Genomic DNA, 18195 nt, shown 5'->3' with positions numbered 1-18195 from the left:
AAGCTCGCTCCTACAGTAAACTCCGCCTCTTTAGCCGACGCACAGGGAGCTCAAATGTCCGGTTCGATCCTTTATATCCACGGCTTCAACAGCTCGCCGTTGTCGAAGAAGGCCTGCCAGTTGATCGACGTGATGGAGCGACTGGGCCTGAGCGAACACTTGCGTGTTCCGGCATTGCACCACCACCCGCGCCGCGCTATCGAGCAGCTGGAACAGGCGATCGCCGAGCTGGGGCGACCACTGCTGGTCGGCAGCTCGCTCGGCGGCTACTATGCCACTCACTTGGCTGAGCGCCTTGGCTTGAAAGCCCTGTTGATCAACCCTGCCGTCAGCCCGCACCGGATGTTCGACGGCTTTCTGGGGACGCAGAAAAACCTGTATACCGAAGAGACCTGGGAAATGACCCACGACCACGTGACGGCCCTGGCCGAACTGGAAGTGCCGGCACCCCAGGAACCGCAGCGTTATCAGGTATGGTTGCAGACAGCTGACGAAACGCTGGACTATCGCCTCGCCCAGCAGTATTACCGGGCATGCGCCTTGCGTATCCAGGCCGGCGGCGACCACAGTTTCCAGGGTTTTGCCACGCGACTGCCGGCCATGTTGAGTTTTGCCGGCATTGGCGCCGATTTGTATCAGGCAATCGATTTCACCGCATTGTGAGCGATAGCCCATGAATTCTTTTTTCACCGAACACTGACGACGAGACCCCATGGCCACTCCCAGCGCTAGCTCTTATAACGCAGACGCCATCGAAGTCCTCTCGGGCCTCGACCCGGTGCGCAAACGCCCCGGCATGTACACCGACACCAGTCGGCCGAACCACCTTGCCCAGGAAGTCATCGACAACAGTGTCGACGAAGCCTTGGCCGGGCATGCCACATCGGTACAGGTGATCCTGCATGCCGACCATTCCGTAGAAGTCAGCGACGACGGCCGTGGCATGCCGGTGGACATTCACCCCGAGGAAGGAGTTTCGGGCGTTGAGTTGATCCTCACCAAGCTGCATGCCGGTGGCAAGTTCTCCAACAAGAACTACCAGTTCTCCGGCGGTCTGCACGGGGTGGGTATTTCCGTGGTCAACGCCTTGTCCACCGAAGTGCGGGTGCGGGTAAAGCGTGACGGCAACGAATACCAGATGACCTTCAAGGATGGCTACAAGGCCACCGAGCTGGAGATCATCGGTACGGTCGGCAAGCGCAACACCGGCACCAGCGTGTTCTTTGCGCCGGATCCGAAATACTTCGACTCCCCAAAATTCTCCATCAGCCGCCTCAAGCATGTGCTCAAGGCCAAGGCCGTTCTGTGCCCGGGCTTGCTGGTCAGCTTTGAAGACAAGGCCACCGGCGAGAAAGTCGAATGGCATTACGAAGACGGCTTGCGTTCCTACCTGGTGGATGCGGTCAGCGAATTCGAGCGCCTGCCGAACGAACCGTTCTGCGGCGCTTTTGCCGGTAACAAGGAAGCCGTGGATTGGGCGCTGCTGTGGCTGCCGGAAGGCGGCGATGCGGTGCAGGAAAGTTACGTCAACCTGATCCCGACCGCCCAGGGCGGTACCCACGTCAACGGCTTGCGCCAAGGCCTGCTCGACGCCATGCGCGAGTTCTGCGAGTTCCGCAGCCTGCTGCCACGTGGTGTGAAGCTGGCGCCGGAAGACGTCTGGGAGCGCATCGCCTTCGTGCTGTCGATGAAGATGCAGGAACCGCAATTCTCCGGCCAGACCAAGGAGCGCCTGTCTTCTCGTGAAGCGGCGGCGTTCGTCTCCGGTGTGGTCAAGGATGCGTTCAGCCTGTGGCTCAACGCCAACCCGGAAACCGGCATGCTGCTGGCGGAACTGGCGATCAACAACGCCGGTCGTCGCCTCAAGGCCAGCAAGAAGGTCGAGCGCAAACGCATTACCCAAGGCCCGGCGCTGCCGGGCAAGCTGGCCGATTGTGCCGGGCAAGACCCGATGCGTTCCGAGCTGTTCCTGGTCGAAGGTGATTCCGCTGGCGGCTCGGCCAAACAGGCGCGGGACAAGGAATTCCAGGCGATCCTGCCGTTGCGCGGCAAGATCCTCAACACCTGGGAAGTCGACGGCAGCGAAGTGCTGGCCAGCCAGGAAGTGCACAACATCGCCGTGGCCATCGGTGTCGATCCGGGCGCGGCAGACATGAGCCAGCTGCGCTACGGCAAGATCTGCATCCTCGCCGACGCCGACTCCGACGGTCTGCACATCGCAACTTTGCTGTGCGCCTTGTTCGTCCAGCATTTCCGCCCGTTGGTGGATGCCGGTCACGTCTACGTCGCGATGCCGCCGTTGTACCGCATCGACCTGGGCAAAGAGATCTACTACGCCCTCGATGAAGCCGAGCGCGACGGGATTCTCGATCGCCTGGTGGCCGAGAAGAAGCGCGGCAAGCCGCAAGTCACCCGATTCAAGGGGCTGGGCGAAATGAACCCGCCGCAGTTGCGCGAGACCACCATGGACCCGAACACTCGGCGTCTGGTGCAGTTGACCCTGGAAGATTTCGAGGCTACCTCGGAAATGATGGACATGCTGCTGGCGAAGAAACGCGCCGGTGACCGCAAGACCTGGCTGGAGTCCAAGGGCAACCTGGCCGAGGTGCTGGGCTGATGCGTCTGGGCTTTGCCCTGGCCTGTGGGTTGCTGCTGACGTCGATTACGGTATTTGCCGAGCCGGCGCCACAGCTGCGCCTGTTGTCCGGGCATGCCGTCGAAGGCATGCGCGGCGGCAACCTGTCCGGGCTGGCGCAGTGCGGCAATGACCTGTGGACGGTTTCCGACCGTGATGATGACCAGATCTACCGCCTCGATACCCGCGAATCCGTATGGCAGGCCGAAACGGTGCACATCGACGTACCGACGGTGCCTGACAGCGGTTTGCCTTGGGGGCTGAAGGCTCGCGTCTGGGGGGCTTCGTTTGTGCGTGGCGGTGATCTGGACTTCGAAGGCATCACCTGCGACAGCGCCGGCAATCGCTACATCGTCAGCGAAGGCCATGCCGCTGTCTTGCAAGTGCCGCCAACGGGGCCTGCCACCTGGCTGAAAGTTTCGCCGATGATGGTTCGCGAAGCACGGGCCAGAGGCCTGCTGTTGCAATTCAATGCGCTGTTCGAAGGGCTGGTGATCAATCCGGCGGGGGATCAGATGTGGCTCGCCGCCGAGCGTCAAGGCCGGGGACTGCTGATGATCAAGCGCCAGCAGACGTTGTGGGATTGCGACGGTGGTTGCGTGCTGCTGAGCGAGGCGGGCATGGAAATGCAGCCCGAGCAGTTTCCCCATGCCAAGCCTGTCCCGCGGGATTTTTCTGACCTGTCGCTGTTCAACGGCAAGCTGTTCACCCTTGAACGCAATGCCTTCCAGATCTGCCGCCGTGATGCACAGACGGCCAAGGTCGAGCGCTGCTGGTCGTACGCCGACGAGCTGTTGCAGGAAAACCGTCGTTATTCACAGAATTACGGGTTGGAAGAAGCGTTGATCGTGGATGCCGATGGCGCCTGGATCGGCGTTGACAATAACTTCGGCGCGCGCGCCGATGGCGAAGTCCGCCCGGTGGTCTGGCGCTTCGCTGCACCGGACGGTGGCTGGAGTGCCAATCCATGAGGCAACAAAGCCCGGGGCAGCGAATCGGCCGGGTGTTCATGGTGCTGGCCTGGTGTGCGGCGCTGTTTCTGGCCACGCGTTTTTTCGGCCAGTGGGAAGCGCGTCAGCAAAATCCGAATGTGGTAGTCAGTTCGGAGCAGGGCGAAGGTTTCATCGAGGTGAAACTGGTGAGCAATGTGCAGGGGCATTTCGTCGCCAGCGGCCAGATCAACGGCCAGCCGGTGGACTTCATGCTCGATACCGGGGCGACCGATGTATCGATCCCTCTGGACCTGGCCAAGCGTTTGAAGCTCGAAGAAGGATTCGGCGTGACCCTGAGCACGGCCAATGGCCTGAGCCAGGGCTATCGCACCCGTATCGAGCGCCTGCAACTGGGCGACATCGTGCTGCGGGATGTACGCGCACTGGTGGCCCCGGGGCTGCATGGCGATCAGGTGTTGCTCGGCATGAGCGCACTGAACAAACTTGAATTTACCCAGCGCGGTGGCACCATGCTGCTGCGCCAGACAACGAACCGATGAGGCCCGCATGAGCGACTCCCTTGATCTCAGCCTGGACGGTGTAGAACGCCGGTCACTGGCTGACTTCACCGAAAATGCCTACCTCAACTACTCCATGTACGTGATCATGGACCGTGCCCTGCCGCATATCGGCGACGGCCTGAAACCGGTACAGCGTCGCATCATTTATGCGATGAGCGAGTTGGGGCTGGACGCCGATTCCAAGCACAAGAAATCGGCGCGTACCGTCGGTGACGTGCTCGGTAAGTTCCACCCCCACGGCGACTCGGCCTGCTACGAAGCCATGGTGCTGATGGCCCAGCCGTTCAGCTATCGCTACACGCTGGTCGACGGCCAGGGCAACTGGGGTGCGCCGGACGATCCCAAGTCCTTCGCCGCCATGCGTTATACCGAAGCGCGGCTGTCGCGTTATTCCGAAGTGCTGCTCAGCGAGCTGGGCCAGGGCACGGCGGACTGGGGCCCGAACTTCGACGGCACGCTGGACGAGCCACTGGTGTTGCCGGCCCGTCTGCCGAACATCCTGCTCAACGGCACCACGGGTATCGCCGTGGGCATGGCCACCGACGTTCCGCCGCACAACCTGCGGGAAGTCGCCACGGCGTGCGTGCGTTTGCTCGACGAGCCGAAGGCCACGGTCGAGCAGCTCTGTGAACACATCCAGGGCCCGGACTACCCGACCGAAGCGGAAATCATCACCCCGCGCGCCGACCTGCTGAAAATCTACGAAACCGGTCGTGGTTCGGTGCGCATGCGCGCCGTGTATCACATCGAAGACGGCGACATCATCGTCACCTCGCTGCCGCATCAGGTCTCGGGCGCCAAGGTGCTGGAGCAGATCGCCGCGATGATGCAGGCCAAGCCGTCCAAAGCGCCGCAAATTGCCGACCTGCGTGACGAATCCGACCACGAAAACCCGTGCCGGATCGTGATCATTCCGGGTGCGCGGAAAAACTTCGACCACGATGCGCTGATGCAGCACCTGTTCGCCAGCACCGAGCTGGAGTCGAGCTACCGGGTCAACATCAACATCATCGGCCTGGACGGCAAGCCGCAGCTGAAAAACCTGCGGGCGCTGCTGGTCGAATGGCTGGAGTTCCGGGTGCAGACCGTGCGTCGTCGCCTGCAATTCCGCCTCGACAAGGTCGAGCGTCGCCTGCACCTGTTGGATGGTTTGTTGATTGCCTACCTCAACCTGGATGAAGTGATCCACATCATCCGAACCGAGGAGCATCCGAAAGCTGCGCTGATCGAGCGTTTCGCCCTGAGCGAAATCCAGGCTGACTATATCCTCGACACCCGTCTGCGTCAGTTGGCGCGACTGGAAGAGATGAAGCTGCGTGCCGAGCAGGATGAACTGCTCAAGGAACAAGCCAAGCTGCAGGCCCTGCTGAGCAGCGAAACCAAGTTGAAAAAACTGGTGCGCAGCGAACTGATCAAGGACGCTGAAACCTACGGGGATGACCGTCGGTCGCCTATCGTCGAGCGCGCCGAAGCCAAGGCCCTGACCGAGCACGATCTACTGCCGAACGAGAAAGTGACGGTCGTGCTGTCGGAAAAAGGCTGGATTCGCTCCGCCAAGGGCCACGAGATCGACGCCACCGGGCTTTCCTACAAGGCCGGGGACGGTTTCAGGGCGCTGGCAGCCGGGCGCTCCAACCAGTTTGCCGTGTTTATCGACTCCACCGGCCGCAGTTATTCGGTGGCCGCCCACACCTTACCGTCGGCCCGTGGCCAGGGCGAGCCGCTGACCGGTCGCCTGACGCCGCCGCCAGGGGCGAGTTTCGAATGTGTGCTGATGCCGGAAGACGATGCGCTGTATGTGATTGCCTCCGACGCCGGCTACGGCTTCGTGGTCAAGGGTGAAGACCTGCAGGCCAAGAATAAGGCGGGCAAGGCCCTGCTGAGCCTGCCGAACAACGCCAAGGTCATGCTGCCGCGCCCTGTGGCCGATCGTGAGCAGAACTGGCTGGCGTCGGTGACGACCGAAGGTCGCCTGCTGATCTTCAAGATCAGCGACCTGCCACAATTAGGTAAGGGCAAAGGCAACAAGATCATCGGGATTCCCGGTGAGCGAGTGGCCAGTCGCGAAGAGTATGTGACGGACATCGCCGTATTGCCGGACGGTGCAACATTGGTGTTGCAGGCCGGGAAACGTACCTTGTCACTGAAAGCGGACGACCTCGAACACTACAAGGGTGAACGTGGCCGTCGTGGCAATAAGTTGCCGCGTGGCTTCCAGCGGGTAGATGCGCTGCTCGTCGAAAACCTCAATTAGGCGACCTAGGGGGCGTTCTCGACTGGTTTCACCACCGCGCCGGGTCTGCTGTTGAGCAGGGCAAGGCGCGAGAAGCGAGGTTTGGTCATTCCAAATAAGCTTCGAGCAACACAGCCCTGCACAACAGCAGGTCCGGCCCTTCGGGTTGTGCCTTAAAGCGGGCCAGGCTGCGTTGGAGGCCTTGGAAAGGGAACAACCATTACCAGCGGCCTCCGCCTTGCCTGGCCCGCTTTAAGGCGACAACGCGGTGGTGAAACCAGGCGAGAACACCCCCTGGAAGCGCCGAACTACGAATTAACCCGTAGTTCGGCGCTTTGCGCTGGAGTCGGAACGCATATTCACGGATGATATGGCCTTTCAAACGCCGGCATTGCCGCGCGTTCTTCATATTTGTTGAGTATTTTCACTGTGGTCAGCCTTTTAGCAACCACCTGGATGGGACGATGACTGCTCTGCGCCTTCCTTTTATTCTTTTGCTCGCCGGCGTTCTTGGCCTGGCGGGTTGCAGCGTTCACCAACCGGTGTCGCTGTATCAGCTGGACGCTGGTAGTCCGGTTCAGCCTGCGCAGAACGCGGGCATGGCGGTATTGTTGGGGCCGGTCACGGTGGCCGACTACCTGCAACGCGAAACCCTGTTGCAGCGCCAGCCGGATGGCAGCCTGCAAGCCTCGACCGACGGTCGTTGGGCTGGCAGCCTTTCGTCGGATATCGATCAGCTGCTGCTGCGTCAGGTTGCAGGTCGCCTGGACAGCCAGCGCGTAGTGCTGGCCCCGGCGACAGTAGGCTTCACCCCAGACGTTCAGGTGCTGCTGACCATCACGCGCCTGGATTCGGGTGAAAAACAACCGGCGATTCTCGACGCGCAATGGCGCCTGATCGACCGTCGCGGGCAGGTTCGCGAAAACCGCATCATCCATTTGCAGGAGCAGCATGCCGGCAGTACGGCGGCTCAGGTTCAGGCACAGGGTGTGTTGTTGCAACGCCTGGCCGAACAACTGTCGGTGGCGCTCAAGCCCCTGGCCAATCAGCCACCGATCGCCGAAGTCCCGCGCAAGCCGGCAGCCAAGGCGGCAGCACCTGCGGTAGAACAGGAAAAACAGCCGAAGATTCCGATGGCCGCGCCTATTCGTACGGATATGGAAGTGTTCCGCTTCTAAGCCTGGATGGATTTGAAACAAAGCCCGCATTGATGCGGGCTTTGTTGTTTCTGCAGGTTGGAGATATCTGGTGTCAGTTCCGGCCTCTTCGCGGGCAAGCCCGCTCCCAGAATTATCTCTGTGAACACAGATCTTGTGTACGACCACGTCCCCTGTGGGAGCGGGCTTGCCCGCGAAGGCGTCATGACAGGCAACAAAAAAGCCCGCAGACGATCGCTCATCTGCGGGCGTCTTCACATCGGGGTCAAGGCTTAAGCGCGACGCTCGTGCATCCGCGCCAATTGCCGTTCAAGCATCGATGGATACGGCTCCATCAACCGTTCCACGCAGCACGCACCTTCAGGGCTGGCAATCGGGCGGATCCGTGCGCGTTGGCGGATCAACGCGTCGTCACTGATCTTGCGCTCCACCAGCAGCAGGTTGCGGCTGTGTTGCGACAGGGCCAGTGCGTCCTGGGCGGGATCAGTCAGCAGCAGGTCGATCTGGCTCAGGCCGAACAGTTCCTCACCCAGTGTCAGGCCCAGCTGCAATTGCAGGGTGATGCCGCTGTCCGCGACTTCGATCTGCAACTGGTGGCCCAGGGCCCGCAGCAGCTCGCCACAGCAAATGGCGTTGGTCAGGTAGTCGTCGCCGCTGTCTTCGGTGTGGAACAGCATCAACGTGCTGCCATCGTTCAAGGTTTCCACTTCGCCTTGATACAGCGACGCGGCCTGGTCGAGGCAGTCGCGATAGCGTTCGAGCAGTTCTTCAAGACGCGCCCGCGGCAGGCGTCGCAGTTGCTCCTGGGAGCCCAGTTGCACCGCCAGCACCGCGCTGTGTTGCGGCACGCTCGGTGTGGCCTTGCGAATCACCGGTTGCGGGGTGCTATCCAGCGACTCGTCGCGCAGATCGGCGAACGGGTCTTCATCATCGTCATCTTCGACGGTGCTGACGATCTGCCGTGGGGCTGGCTTGAGCGCCGCTACCGGGCGGCTCTCGTCGAAACTCGGATCGCGCAGGTTACGGACTTCGAAGGCCGGGTCGGCCTCGTCATCCATGTCGTCGAATTCCGGTTCCGGTTCCGGCACAGGGGCGGGCTCCGGGGCGAAGTTGGCGTGCAGCTGACGCGCCAGGTCGCCGATTTCGTCCTGGCGGTCGGTGGCCGGGGTGTATTCATCGATATTGCGCAGCCACACCCGCAATTGCAGCAGCGGCGTGGAGAGATAACGCCCCATGCGCAGGCTCAGTGCCAGGGACAAAGCCAGCAGGATGGCGCTCAGAATGCCCATGCTTTGCAGGCTGATGGTCATCGGTTGCTGGAACTGGTCCATGTCCAGGCTGATGCGCAATTGCCCGGCAGTCACGTCCTGGAAGGTGATCTTGCTCTGGTACATGCCCTCGGCTTCGCCCAGCAGGCCATGCTTGGGACGCTGGCCGGACTCGGCGAGGATGCGGTTGTCCGGGCTGTAGATGGCGGCGTGGGCCACCAGCTTGTTCTTGGTCAGGTTATTGAGCAGCACATTGAGGCTGAGGATGTCGTTGGACACCAGCAGCTCGGTGGCCGAGGTGGCCGTCTGCGTGGTCAGGCTTTCGCCCAGCGCATCCGCCTGCTCGTGCATGGCCTGCTTGAACTGCAGGCCCATCACACCGGCATAGATGACCAGGGCCAGGGCGACCAGGATCACGTTATGGCTGGCGATGCGCAATGCAATCGGTACACGGCGGTGGCGCAGTGCCCGGAAGATCAGCAGGAAGAAGTTGTCGGTTTTTACTGGCGTAGGCCGGTTCACTTGAGCTCGGCTCTTTTGTCCGTGGAGTTGACGCGCAGTATAGCGACAGGCCCTAGGCCGTCAAAGCGCTCACGGTGCCCGATGGTCACTGAAAGTGGGTAGAATGCGGTTTTTTTCCACCTGCGGGGGTGCGCCTTGCGCGAAATCGTCCTGATAAACATCACGGGAGTCGACCGTCCGGGTCTGACTGCGGCCATTACCGGCGTTCTGGCCCAGGGTGGTGTGAATATTCTCGACATCGGTCAGGCGGTGATCCACGACACCTTGTCGTTCGGCATCCTGGTTGAAATTCCCGACACCGAGCAAGGCAAGTCTGTGCTCAAGGACATCCTGTTCAAGGGTTACGAGCTCGATCAACAGGTGCGTTTCACGCCAGTGTCCGAAGTGGATTACCAGCAGTGGGTCGGCAACCAGGGCAAAAAGCGCCACATCGTGACCCTGTTGACCCGCAAGGTGACAGCCGGGCAGTTGCAGGCCGTGAGCTCGATCACCGCCAAATATGGCCTGAACATCGATCACATCGATCGTCTGTCCGGGCGCATGCCGCTGGACACCCCGGCCGACAAGGGCAAGGGCTGCATCGAGTTTTCCGTGCGTGGCGAAGCGGCTGATCCGCAGGCGCTGCGTGCCGAATTCCTCAGCGTCGCCCAGGAACTGAACGTCGACATCGCCTTCCAGGAAGATTCGCTGTTCCGTCGCAACCGTCGCCTGGCAGTGTTCGATATGGACTCAACCCTGATCGAAGCCGAAGTGATCGATGAACTGGCCAAGGCTGCCGGCGTCGGCGACAAAGTGTCGGAAATCACCGAGCGGGCGATGGCAGGTGAACTGGACTTCCGCGCCAGCTTCAAGGAGCGCCTGGCCTTGCTCAAAGGTCTGGACGTCAATGTGCTGGATTCCATCGGCGCCTCGCTGCGCCTGACCGAAGGCGCCGAAACCCTGTTCGCCGAACTCAAGCGCCTGGGCTACAAGACTGCGATTCTGTCGGGCGGCTTCACTTACTTCGCCAAGCAATTGCAGGCCAAGCTGGGTATCGACTACGTGTTCGCCAACGAACTGGAAGTGGTCGACGGCAAAGTCACTGGCGTGGCGGTCGAGCCGATTGTCGATGCGCAGCGCAAGGCGGATTTGCTGAAGGAACTGGCACACAAGGAAGGCTTGCGCCTGGAGCAGACCATTGCGGTCGGCGATGGTGCCAATGACTTGCCGATGCTGGCGATTGCCGGGTTGGGCGTGGCGTTCCGCGCCAAGCCGCTGGTGAAGCAGTCGGCCAAGCAGGCGATTTCCACCTTGGGCCTGGATGGCGTGCTGTACCTGCTGGGCTTCCGCGATCGCGACGGCCAGCTCTAAAGCGAACTGTAGGAGCGAGGCCTGCTCGCGATGGACGTTAACGATGACGCGGGCATTCTGAATGCACGCGTCGCCCTTACACTCATCGCGAGCAGGCTCGCTCCTACAGGTTTGCGAACAGGTCAGGCTTTTGGTGAGCCCATGCCCTGCCCCATCTGCACCGCTGTACCGGCGGTCATTTCTTCAGCCCACTTAACCTGATCCGGCCCGAACAGCACGACGGCGGTCGAACCCAGCTTGAAGCGTCCCAGTTCCGCACCTTTTTCCAGATGGATCGGCGCGCGCGCGGCTTCGTCGTAGCGGAAGGTTTTCAGCTCGCGTTTCGGCGGCGTAACCAGGCCGGCCCAGACGGTTTCAATCGACGCAACGATCATCGCGCCCACCAGCACCACGGCCATCGGCCCGCGCTCGGTGTCGAAAATGCACGCCACGCGCTCGTTGCGGGCGAACAGTTCCGGAACGTTTTCAGCGGTGGTCTGGTTGACCGAGAACAGGCGACCCGGGATGTAGACCATCTCGCGCAGGGTGCCGGCCAGCGGCATGTGCACGCGGTGGTAGTCCTTCGGCGACAGGTAGATGGTCGCGAAGTCGCCACCCATGAACGGCGCAGCGTTTGCCGCGTCGCCACCCAACAATTCCAGCACGCTGAAGCTGTGGCCCTTGGCCTGGAACACGCGGCCGTGCTCGATCGGGCCGAGCTGGCTGATCGCGCCGTCGGCCGGGCTGAGGATCGCGCCCGGGGTTTCGTCCAGCGGACGGGCGCCGTCTTTCAGGGCGCGGGTGAAGAAGGCGTTGAAGTGCTCGTAGGCGGTCAGGTCTTCGACCAGCGCCAGGGACATGTCCACCTGATAACGCTTGGCGAACCAGGCGGTAAAGGCATTCTTGAACCAGCGCACGCGGCATTCGGCGATGCAGCCGGCCAGTCGCGAGAGCAGGTTGTGGGGCAGCAGGTACTGGCCGAGGAGAAACAGACGCTTGTTCATTAACGGTCCTTAAAAATCTTAAATTTCTACCGGGGTATCGGGATGGTTGCCCCATTCGCCCCAGGAGCCGGCGTAGCCCTTGACCCGCGGATAACCGAGAGCCTTGGCCACCAGATAGGTGAAGCCAGAGCGATGGTGTGTCTGGCAGTGGGTAATCACTTCTTTGTCTTTGCTGATCCCGAGTTGTTCGAGAATCTGCGGCATGTCGGTGCGGATGCGCAGCTGGCGCGTCTGATCCATGCCGGCGGTCCATTCGAAATTGACCGCGCCGGGAATGTGCCCGCCCTTGGCTGCCAGGACTTTCTCACCGGAGTACTCCAGCGGCCCGCGTGCATCCCAGATCGCCAGGTCGGCGGCGCCGAGACGGCTTTGCAGGTATTCGCGGGTGGCGGTGGGTTCGTCGTGCAAGGTCAGTGGAACCGGGCCGCCCACGGATGGCGGGATCTGGATCGACATGGGCAAGCCTTCCGCCAGCCAGGCCGGCAGGCCGCCATCTATATAGTGGTACTTGCTGTGGCCGATGACATCCAGCAGCCAGATGAAGCGCCCGGCCCAACCGCCGCCTTCGTCGTCATACACCACGTAGACCGCATCGGGGTTGTGTCCCAGCTCACCAAACAGCGCTTCGAGTGCTGCCTGCGGAGGCATCAGCCCCGGGGCGGGGGCCTGGCCGAGCTGCGTGCGTTTCGGATCGACAAAGCGCGCGCCGGGAATGTGCCCTTCGGCGTAGCGGGCGGGACTGGTCAAGTCCACGAGAATCAGTTCGCGGGCGTCGAGTCGAGGGAGCAAGTCGCTCGGCTCGATCACCAGCGGCAAGCCAGAGAAGTCAGACATGTGAGGTCTCCAGAGCACAAAAGGGAGGATTGTAACGCAGCTTATTGGCCTCGGTGGCTAAAGCTGTGCAGGGCTTTTTCGATGCACTGTGCGGTTTTACCGAAGGCCTGTACGGAAATTTCCGAAAATGGCCCGCCGCCCTGATCCGCCACGACGATCATGATCACCCGGCCATTGTTGACCAGCGAACGCAGCAGCAAGTGTTCGCCGCTGAACTGCGAACGCAGGCTGTTGGGCAACAGGGCCGAGAATTGCGCGTTGTTGGCGGGCGTCAGGCGCACCTGGGCCTGCTGCGCGAGCAGGCGCTGCAACACGTTGCTCTGGCTGACCACGAAATTCAACCCGGCTGCCTCCTTCGGCAGCCCGGCCGTCTGGTGCACGCGCAGGTTGGCGTGGGTGCGGTCGGCCATCAGGATCATCACCCGGCGCATGCCGCAGGCCCCGAGGGCGTCCCGGGCGGCGATGGTCAAGTGCATGGCGTTGGTGAAGCGACTCGGCTCGACCAGTAATTCGGCGCATTGCTTGCGCCACTTCGCCAGGTCTTCGGCGGTGGGTGCCGCCGCCGGCAGCAAGCCTGCGTGGACACGGGTCATGCCCCATGGCCAGATCAGCGACTCGGCGGGGTGCCAGAGGTCGGGCATGGCGTGTTGGCGTGCGCTGTTTGCGGCCTGCTGGTGCAATTGTTGCTGCAGTTCGTCCATCGGCATTTGCAGGTAAAGGCTGGTCAGGTACTGCCAGCGCTCACTGTGGGGGCTGTCCCAGGCGTGTTGCGCCGACAGTGCCAGCCCGTTGGCCAGCAGCACCGTATTGGCTGGTTGATTGAGCCAGCGGCGAAGGGTCGGATCGTCATCGAGGCGGTTCTGCTGGCGCAGTGGATGCCCGCTGTCACGGGCAATGCGCAGCACTTTCACCAATTCCCGCTGCTCGGTGAGCAGCAGTCGATAGCCTTGCTGCACCCAGATCGGCAAGCGCCAGGCCTCCACCAGCGCCTGGCCGATGTCCAGCAGGCGTACGCCAAACAGTTGCTGCTCGACTTTGTGTGCCGACTCGCCTTTATGGATGACCCGCAGCTCCCAGTCTTCGAGCAGTTTTGGATGGGTCAGTGCCAGTGGCCACAGGGGCGAAAGAAACAGCAGGCTGCCCCAGTGGATGTCCTGCCACAGGCGCGCCAGGCGACTGGCAAAAAAACCGTTGGCCTGTTGCGTGGCGTGCTGGCTGATCATCTGCAACTGACGCAGGGCTTTGGGAATCTCGGACTGGGGTTCGGCGGGCAGGCGCGCGAGCAGTTCTTCGGTGCGTTTCAGGCCGAGGCGATTGATCGCGACCTCAAGGTTTTCCGCAGGCTCGGCCATGCCGCCATGGGGGTGCCGGTTGGCTTCGCGAATCACGCTCAAGGCCAGGGCCGGGCTGCTTTGCATGAGGTCGGCGATATCGCGCAGCGAGCTGCGATTGTCGCGGATGGCCCTGCAAACCAGGTCGTGGCTGGCTTGCGGAACCGGCAGGCGCACGCCATCGAGAAGCTTGACCCAGCCTTCGAGAGTGGTCGGTTTCGGGGTTGGGACGTTCGTTTCGTTAACCATGGTGGGAGGCGATCATCGTCAACATTACCTATGCCCGCAAGGGGTCAAATTAGCTTTTCGCCTGAACTGGCTATAGTCTGGCGCAGTTTTGCCGATAAGTAGAAGAAGAGATTTTTTAACTTCCGAATATGACCTTGAACCCGACTCAGTAAGTGCTCTCCTAACCTATGGCTAAAATTATCGGCATCATCGTCGTATTCGCGAGCGTGCTCGGCGGATACGTGCTTTCCCACGGCAAGATTGCCGCCCTGATCCAGCCTTTCGAGGTCATGATCATCGGCGGTGCGGCCCTCGGCGCCTTCTTGCAGGCCAACCCCGGCTACATGACGATGCACGTGCTCAAGAAGTCCCTGGGCATGTTCAGTTCGCGTTTCAACCACGCCTTCTACCTTGAAGTGCTGGGCCTGATCTACGAGATCCTCAACAAGAGCCGCCGCGAAGGCATGATGGCCATCGAAGGTGACATCGAAGATGCCGCCGCGAGCCCGATCTTCGCCAAGTACCCGACGGTGCTAAAGGACGAGCGCATGACTGCGTTCATCTGCGATTACCTGCGCATCATGTCCTCCGGCAATATGGCTCCCCACGAGCTGGAAGGCCTGTTCGACATGGAACTGTTCAGCCTCAAGGAAGACCTCGAACACCCATCCCACGCGGTCAACGGCATCGCCGACGCCATGCCTGGTTTCGGTATCGTCGCGGCGGTACTGGGGATCGTGGTGACCATGGCCTCGCTGGGTGAAGGCGACCAGAAGTCCATCGGCCTGCACGTGGGTGCGGCACTGGTGGGTACCTTCTTCGGTATTCTCGCCGCCTACGGCTTCTTCGGCCCGCTGGCCCATTCCCTGGCCCACGATGCCAAGGAAGAGCTGAACGTCTACGAAGCCATCAAGGCCTCGCTGGTGGCTTCGGCTTCCGGCATGCCGCCATCGCTGGCCGTGGAGTTCGGGCGCAAGGTCCTGTACCCGGCGCACCGTCCAAGCTTCGCCGAGCTGGAACAAGCGGTTCGCGGTCGTTAAGCCATGGAAAATAACCAGCCGATAATCATCAAGCGCGTCAAGCGCATCGCCGGCGGGCACCACGGGGGCGCCTGGAAAATCGCCTTCGCCGACTTCGCCACGGCGATGATGGCGTTCTTCCTGGTGTTGTGGCTGCTGTCCACCGCCACGCCGGAACAGAAGATTGCCATCGCCGGTTACTTCAAGGACCCGATCGGCTTTTCCGAAAGCGGCACGCCCTACATCATCGATCTGGGCGGCACGCCGACCCTGGCGCCGGAAAACACCCTCAACCCCGAGGTGAAGTCCCAGCCGCAGCCGGACAAGGTCACCGTCGATACCGATCAGGTCGAAGGCATGGCCGAGCAGGTCGAAAAAGAGCGCCTCGAACTGTTGCTGCAAGAACTGCAGAACAAGGTCGAAGAAAACCCGCAGATGCAGAAGTTCAAGGATCAGATCCTGTTCGAAATCACGCCGGACGGCCTGCGAATCCAGATCATGGATGCGGAAAACCGCCCGATGTTCGACTCTGGCTCAGCTCGCTTGAAGCCGTATTTCGAAGACATCCTGCTGGCTATGGCAGACACCATCAAGGCGGTGCCGAACAAGATCAGCATCAGCGGCCACACCGATGCCAAGCCATACACCGGCACCGGTGACTTCGGTAACTGGGAGCTTTCGGCCAACCGTGCCAACGCCGCACGGCGTGCGCTGGTGGCGGGCAGTTATCCGGATGCTCAGGTGGCGCGTGTGGTCGGCTATGCCTCGTCGGCGCTGTTCGATCGCGAGCATCCGTTCAACCCGGTGAACCGCCGTATTGACATCGTGGTGCTGACCAAGAAAGCCCAGCGTGCGATCGAAGGTTCGCAAGGGGCGGAGCCTGCTCCTGATGCGCCGCAAGGTTCGGCTGTTCCGGGGGCCGCACCGGCTGCACCGGCCGACCCGAACGCGTTGCCGGCGGACAAGGAACCGCTGCCGGCCCACGAACTGCGCGAGCGTCTAAACCTGTTCGACGACCCGGCACCGAAACCGGGCGAGCCAGCCAAACCGGCTGAACCGCCCAAGCAGTGACCCACAAAAAAGCCGACAGCGATGTCGGCTTTTTTGTCGGCGTTCTCTCCGTTAAAAGCCGCGGATGACTCGGGACTTGAGATCGGCGTGAAAACGATCCGCATTGGATTTGTTGACGCTGCGCGCCGACTCGCTGCCGGTCACTGATTCCAGTGACATCGAGCGCTTGAGTGTCGCTTCGTTGCGATAAGCATCGATAAAGAACTCGATGTCCCGGTCGCTGGTCAGCTTCGGCCATTTATCGAGGTACAGCGGCAGCTCTGTCGGGCCGGTCTTGAACGAGCATATGCGTCGGTTGGTAATGGTCGCCTCGCCGATTTCGAACGGCACCCACCAGGACAGCGCGGTTTTCTCCGACACCACTGCCAGCAGGTGCGTGCATTCGCTGATGTTGCGGGTGATCACCCCGGTGATGTCGTCGGTGGTCTGGGATTCGGCATCCAGTACGTCGAGGTAGGTCTTGATGTTGGCCTGGATCAGGCGCGCGTTGATCTTGACCGCGTGGGCGCGGTCCATGTGGCGGTAGCTGATAAACACTGGCATCAGAAATGTCCCTTGATCGCGAGTTCGCGGTAATAGGCACCGAGGGCGGTGAGGCGGCAACCGGTGGAGTGGATGGCGGCGTAGTACATGTGTTCGGCGTCCACCGGTTCGACCAGGCTGTGGCGGTTGCACTTTTGCAGCTGCGCGAAGACCTCGCCCTGTTCCGGGTTGAACTCGGGTTCGGTGGGCTCAAAGCTGGGGGCGAGGGGGTACACCGACTCCGCTTCGGCAAACCATTCGGGGAGTTTGCGCAGGATTTCCTTGGGGATCAGCGGCGATACTTCGCGCAGGGAAATGAACTGCGAGACGTTGGTCTTGAACACCGGACGCTGTTCCCAGGCATCAAGGGCGTTGTCGACGAAGGAATAGAGGCTGCCGGGGGTGATCTTGCCCAGGATGTTCGCTGCTCCACCGTGCAGGGCCTGGAGCAGCAATCCGGTGAACACGCCGTGCTGCACGCCCTCCATTGCCGGCTCTTCCTTTTTGCAGGCGGTCAGAATCGTCATGCCTTCTCCGACCACGCTGCCCTCACTGCGCAAGGCGCGCAGTTCGCCGGCCGAGCCGCTCTGGCAGCAGTCGAGAATGATCACTTTGTTTTTGATCTTCGTGGCCTTGCTCGCCCAGTTGAGAATGTCGCTGAGGCGTATCCCGTCCTTGGCGCTCTTGTAATCCTGCGGGATCAACATGCCTTCGTCGGTGTCGGTATCGAAGCTGCCGTGGCCGGCGAAATACAGCAGCGCGACATTGCAGTCCCCGGAAAACAGCTCGACGATCTGGTCTTCGAGTTTTTCCCGGCTCAGGTAGTCCTCGGCGGAGGTCAGTACGATGTTCTTGAAGTTCGGATCGCCATTGGCGTCGGTCCTCAACACCGAGGCCATGGCCATGGCGTCATTGCTGCAACCGCTCAGGCGCGACACATGGGTGTAGTCGTTGATGCCGATAAACAGTCCCTTGCGCATGGTTACACCGCCGTATGCTTGCGAATCGCATCGATGATGCTGTTGGTGTTCCACGCACATTCGGCATGTGCCGCGTCACGCACCACCGTGGAAATGCGCTCGGCACCGAACGGCTTGATCGCAATGATCACCTTGCCCATGCGCTTGGCGATCTCGATTTCCTTGTTGATCCACTTGCTGTACGTGGAATACATCCCGGCCATGATCAATACCGCCGAACACGGGCGGATCTTGTTTTCGATGGCCTCCTCGAGTTGTTTGTCGGTTTTTGCGCCGACAATCGGGTTGTCCGGTGGCACCGAAAAATTCTTGTAGGTGAAACCGGGCTTGGCGTTGAGCAGGCGCACGAGATTGTCGTGGGCGTCGGAGTAGTTCCACGAATGGCTGATGAACAGGTGGTAGGTTTGCATGGGTGTCCCTCGGAGTCGCTGGAGTGCGAAGAGGGTCTGAAACTAGGCTATTGGCTGGCGGCTACAAGGGGATGTGATTTAAAGAGAAATGCCCTACAAGCGTCGGTGCGGGTGTCTTACAGATGTCTCTTATACACAT

The 18195-nt window shown here is 61.3% G+C and carries 16 protein-coding genes; 9 read left to right on the top strand and 7 right to left on the bottom strand.

All coding sequences use genetic code 11. The features are described from left to right. Positions 1 to 54: 54 nt before the first annotated feature. From KGA96_RS03345 to KGA96_RS03320, 6 genes are all read left to right on the top strand, one after another. Positions 55 to 663, top strand: coding sequence for a YqiA/YcfP family alpha/beta fold hydrolase (locus KGA96_RS03345; RefSeq protein WP_046039786.1), 609 nt, complete (start codon positions 55 to 57; stop codon positions 661 to 663). A 49-nt stretch (positions 664 to 712) separates the two neighbouring features. Beyond that, entirely contained in the window at positions 713 to 2617 is a 1905-nt protein-coding gene (gene parE / locus KGA96_RS03340; protein WP_046039788.1) for a DNA topoisomerase IV subunit B, read from the top strand. Further along, positions 2617 to 3606 (top strand): esterase-like activity of phytase family protein, encoded by a 990-nt coding sequence (locus tag KGA96_RS03335; protein ID WP_046039789.1) that lies wholly within the window; start codon positions 2617 to 2619, stop codon positions 3604 to 3606. Before parE ends, KGA96_RS03335 begins: the two co-directional genes overlap by 1 nt. Beyond that, entirely contained in the window at positions 3603 to 4127 is a 525-nt protein-coding gene (locus tag KGA96_RS03330; RefSeq protein WP_046039790.1) for a TIGR02281 family clan AA aspartic protease, read from the top strand. Before KGA96_RS03335 ends, KGA96_RS03330 begins: the two co-directional genes overlap by 4 nt. Before the next feature lie 7 nt (positions 4128 to 4134). Then, the gene (gene parC / locus KGA96_RS03325) at positions 4135 to 6402 is read left to right on the top strand and encodes a DNA topoisomerase IV subunit A (RefSeq protein ID WP_046039792.1); all 2268 of its coding nucleotides are present in this window, start codon (positions 4135 to 4137) and stop codon (positions 6400 to 6402) included. A 443-nt stretch (positions 6403 to 6845) separates the two neighbouring features. Then, positions 6846 to 7559, top strand: coding sequence for a membrane integrity-associated transporter subunit PqiC (locus KGA96_RS03320; RefSeq protein WP_046039793.1), 714 nt, complete (start codon positions 6846 to 6848; stop codon positions 7557 to 7559). Between the two features lie 251 nt (positions 7560 to 7810). Here the strand turns inward: KGA96_RS03320 and KGA96_RS03315 are convergent, their stop codons facing one another. After that, a complete protein-coding gene (locus KGA96_RS03315; protein ID WP_223511570.1) occupies positions 7811 to 9328 on the bottom strand; it encodes an AhpA/YtjB family protein in 1518 nt (505 codons plus the stop codon). A 135-nt stretch (positions 9329 to 9463) separates the two neighbouring features. Between KGA96_RS03315 and serB the strand changes: the two genes are divergently transcribed. Further along, positions 9464 to 10678: a phosphoserine phosphatase SerB gene (gene serB / locus KGA96_RS03310; protein WP_046039796.1), complete on the top strand. Its 1215-nt coding sequence runs from the start codon at positions 9464 to 9466 to the stop codon at positions 10676 to 10678. 122 nt (positions 10679 to 10800) lie between these two features. Here serB and asd read toward each other — a convergent pair whose 3' ends face one another. Genes asd through KGA96_RS03295 form a run of 3 tightly spaced genes read right to left on the bottom strand, consistent with a single transcriptional unit; the run spans position 10801 to position 14075 of the window. After that, complete coding sequence (gene asd / locus KGA96_RS03305) at positions 10801 to 11661, bottom strand: archaetidylserine decarboxylase (RefSeq protein WP_223466323.1); 861 nt, start codon at positions 11659 to 11661, stop codon at positions 10801 to 10803. A gap of 18 nt (positions 11662 to 11679) precedes the next feature. Then, a complete protein-coding gene (gene rhdA / locus KGA96_RS03300) occupies positions 11680 to 12495 on the bottom strand; it encodes a thiosulfate sulfurtransferase (protein ID WP_046039798.1) in 816 nt (271 codons plus the stop codon). 41 nt (positions 12496 to 12536) lie between these two features. Beyond that, entirely contained in the window at positions 12537 to 14075 is a 1539-nt protein-coding gene (locus tag KGA96_RS03295; RefSeq protein ID WP_223466325.1) for an HDOD domain-containing protein, read from the bottom strand. Positions 14076 to 14242: 167 nt separating this feature from the next. Here KGA96_RS03295 and motA point away from each other — a divergent pair, with 167 nt between their 5' ends. Then, positions 14243 to 15094 carry a flagellar motor stator protein MotA gene (gene motA, locus KGA96_RS03290; protein ID WP_046039800.1) on the top strand — a complete coding sequence of 284 codons (852 nt, stop codon included), beginning with the start codon at positions 14243 to 14245 and terminating at the stop codon, positions 15092 to 15094. 3 nt (positions 15095 to 15097) lie between these two features. After that, the gene (gene motB, locus KGA96_RS03285; protein ID WP_046039802.1) at positions 15098 to 16144 is read left to right on the top strand and encodes a flagellar motor protein MotB; all 1047 of its coding nucleotides are present in this window, start codon (positions 15098 to 15100) and stop codon (positions 16142 to 16144) included. 51 nt (positions 16145 to 16195) lie between these two features. Here motB and KGA96_RS03280 read toward each other — a convergent pair whose 3' ends face one another. Genes KGA96_RS03280 through KGA96_RS03270 form a run of 3 tightly spaced genes read right to left on the bottom strand, consistent with a single transcriptional unit; the run spans position 16196 to position 18056 of the window. Further along, positions 16196 to 16687: a toll/interleukin-1 receptor domain-containing protein gene (locus KGA96_RS03280; protein ID WP_046039803.1), complete on the bottom strand. Its 492-nt coding sequence runs from the start codon at positions 16685 to 16687 to the stop codon at positions 16196 to 16198. Beyond that, positions 16687 to 17646 carry a caspase domain-containing protein gene (locus KGA96_RS03275; protein WP_046039804.1) on the bottom strand — a complete coding sequence of 320 codons (960 nt, stop codon included), beginning with the start codon at positions 17644 to 17646 and terminating at the stop codon, positions 16687 to 16689. The genes KGA96_RS03280 and KGA96_RS03275 overlap by 1 nt, the downstream gene beginning before the upstream one ends. A 2-nt stretch (positions 17647 to 17648) precedes the next feature. After that, positions 17649 to 18056, bottom strand: coding sequence for a TIR domain-containing protein (locus tag KGA96_RS03270; RefSeq protein ID WP_046039806.1), 408 nt, complete (start codon positions 18054 to 18056; stop codon positions 17649 to 17651). Between the last annotated feature and the right edge of the window lie 139 nt (positions 18057 to 18195).

This window comes from Pseudomonas sp. GL-R-26 (genome assembly GCF_019947365.1).
GTDB lineage: Bacteria > Pseudomonadota > Gammaproteobacteria > Pseudomonadales > Pseudomonadaceae > Aquipseudomonas.
This window is presented reverse-complemented; position numbering and strand designations above follow the sequence as displayed.

Excerpts from the sequence above, each read along its gene's own strand:
- rhdA (WP_046039798.1), bottom strand. The coding sequence starts at position 12,495 with ATGTCTGACTTCTCTGGCTTGCCGCTGGTGATCGAGCCGAGCGACTTG.
- KGA96_RS03295 (WP_223466325.1), bottom strand. The coding sequence starts at position 14,075 with ATGGTTAACGAAACGAACGTCCCAACCCCGAAACCGACCACTCTCGAA.
- parE (WP_046039788.1), top strand. The coding sequence starts at position 713 with ATGGCCACTCCCAGCGCTAGCTCTTATAACGCAGACGCCATCGAAGTC.
- motA (WP_046039800.1), top strand. The coding sequence starts at position 14,243 with ATGGCTAAAATTATCGGCATCATCGTCGTATTCGCGAGCGTGCTCGGC.
- parC (WP_046039792.1), top strand. The coding sequence starts at position 4,135 with ATGAGCGACTCCCTTGATCTCAGCCTGGACGGTGTAGAACGCCGGTCA.
- KGA96_RS03330 (WP_046039790.1), top strand. The coding sequence starts at position 3,603 with ATGAGGCAACAAAGCCCGGGGCAGCGAATCGGCCGGGTGTTCATGGTG.
- KGA96_RS03275 (WP_046039804.1), bottom strand. The coding sequence starts at position 17,646 with ATGCGCAAGGGACTGTTTATCGGCATCAACGACTACACCCATGTGTCG.
- motB (WP_046039802.1), top strand. The coding sequence starts at position 15,098 with ATGGAAAATAACCAGCCGATAATCATCAAGCGCGTCAAGCGCATCGCC.
- KGA96_RS03280 (WP_046039803.1), bottom strand. The coding sequence starts at position 16,687 with ATGCCAGTGTTTATCAGCTACCGCCACATGGACCGCGCCCACGCGGTC.
- KGA96_RS03270 (WP_046039806.1), bottom strand. The coding sequence starts at position 18,056 with ATGCAAACCTACCACCTGTTCATCAGCCATTCGTGGAACTACTCCGAC.
- KGA96_RS03345 (WP_046039786.1), top strand. The coding sequence starts at position 55 with ATGTCCGGTTCGATCCTTTATATCCACGGCTTCAACAGCTCGCCGTTG.
- KGA96_RS03320 (WP_046039793.1), top strand. The coding sequence starts at position 6,846 with ATGACTGCTCTGCGCCTTCCTTTTATTCTTTTGCTCGCCGGCGTTCTT.
- KGA96_RS03335 (WP_046039789.1), top strand. The coding sequence starts at position 2,617 with ATGCGTCTGGGCTTTGCCCTGGCCTGTGGGTTGCTGCTGACGTCGATT.
- asd (WP_223466323.1), bottom strand. The coding sequence starts at position 11,661 with ATGAACAAGCGTCTGTTTCTCCTCGGCCAGTACCTGCTGCCCCACAAC.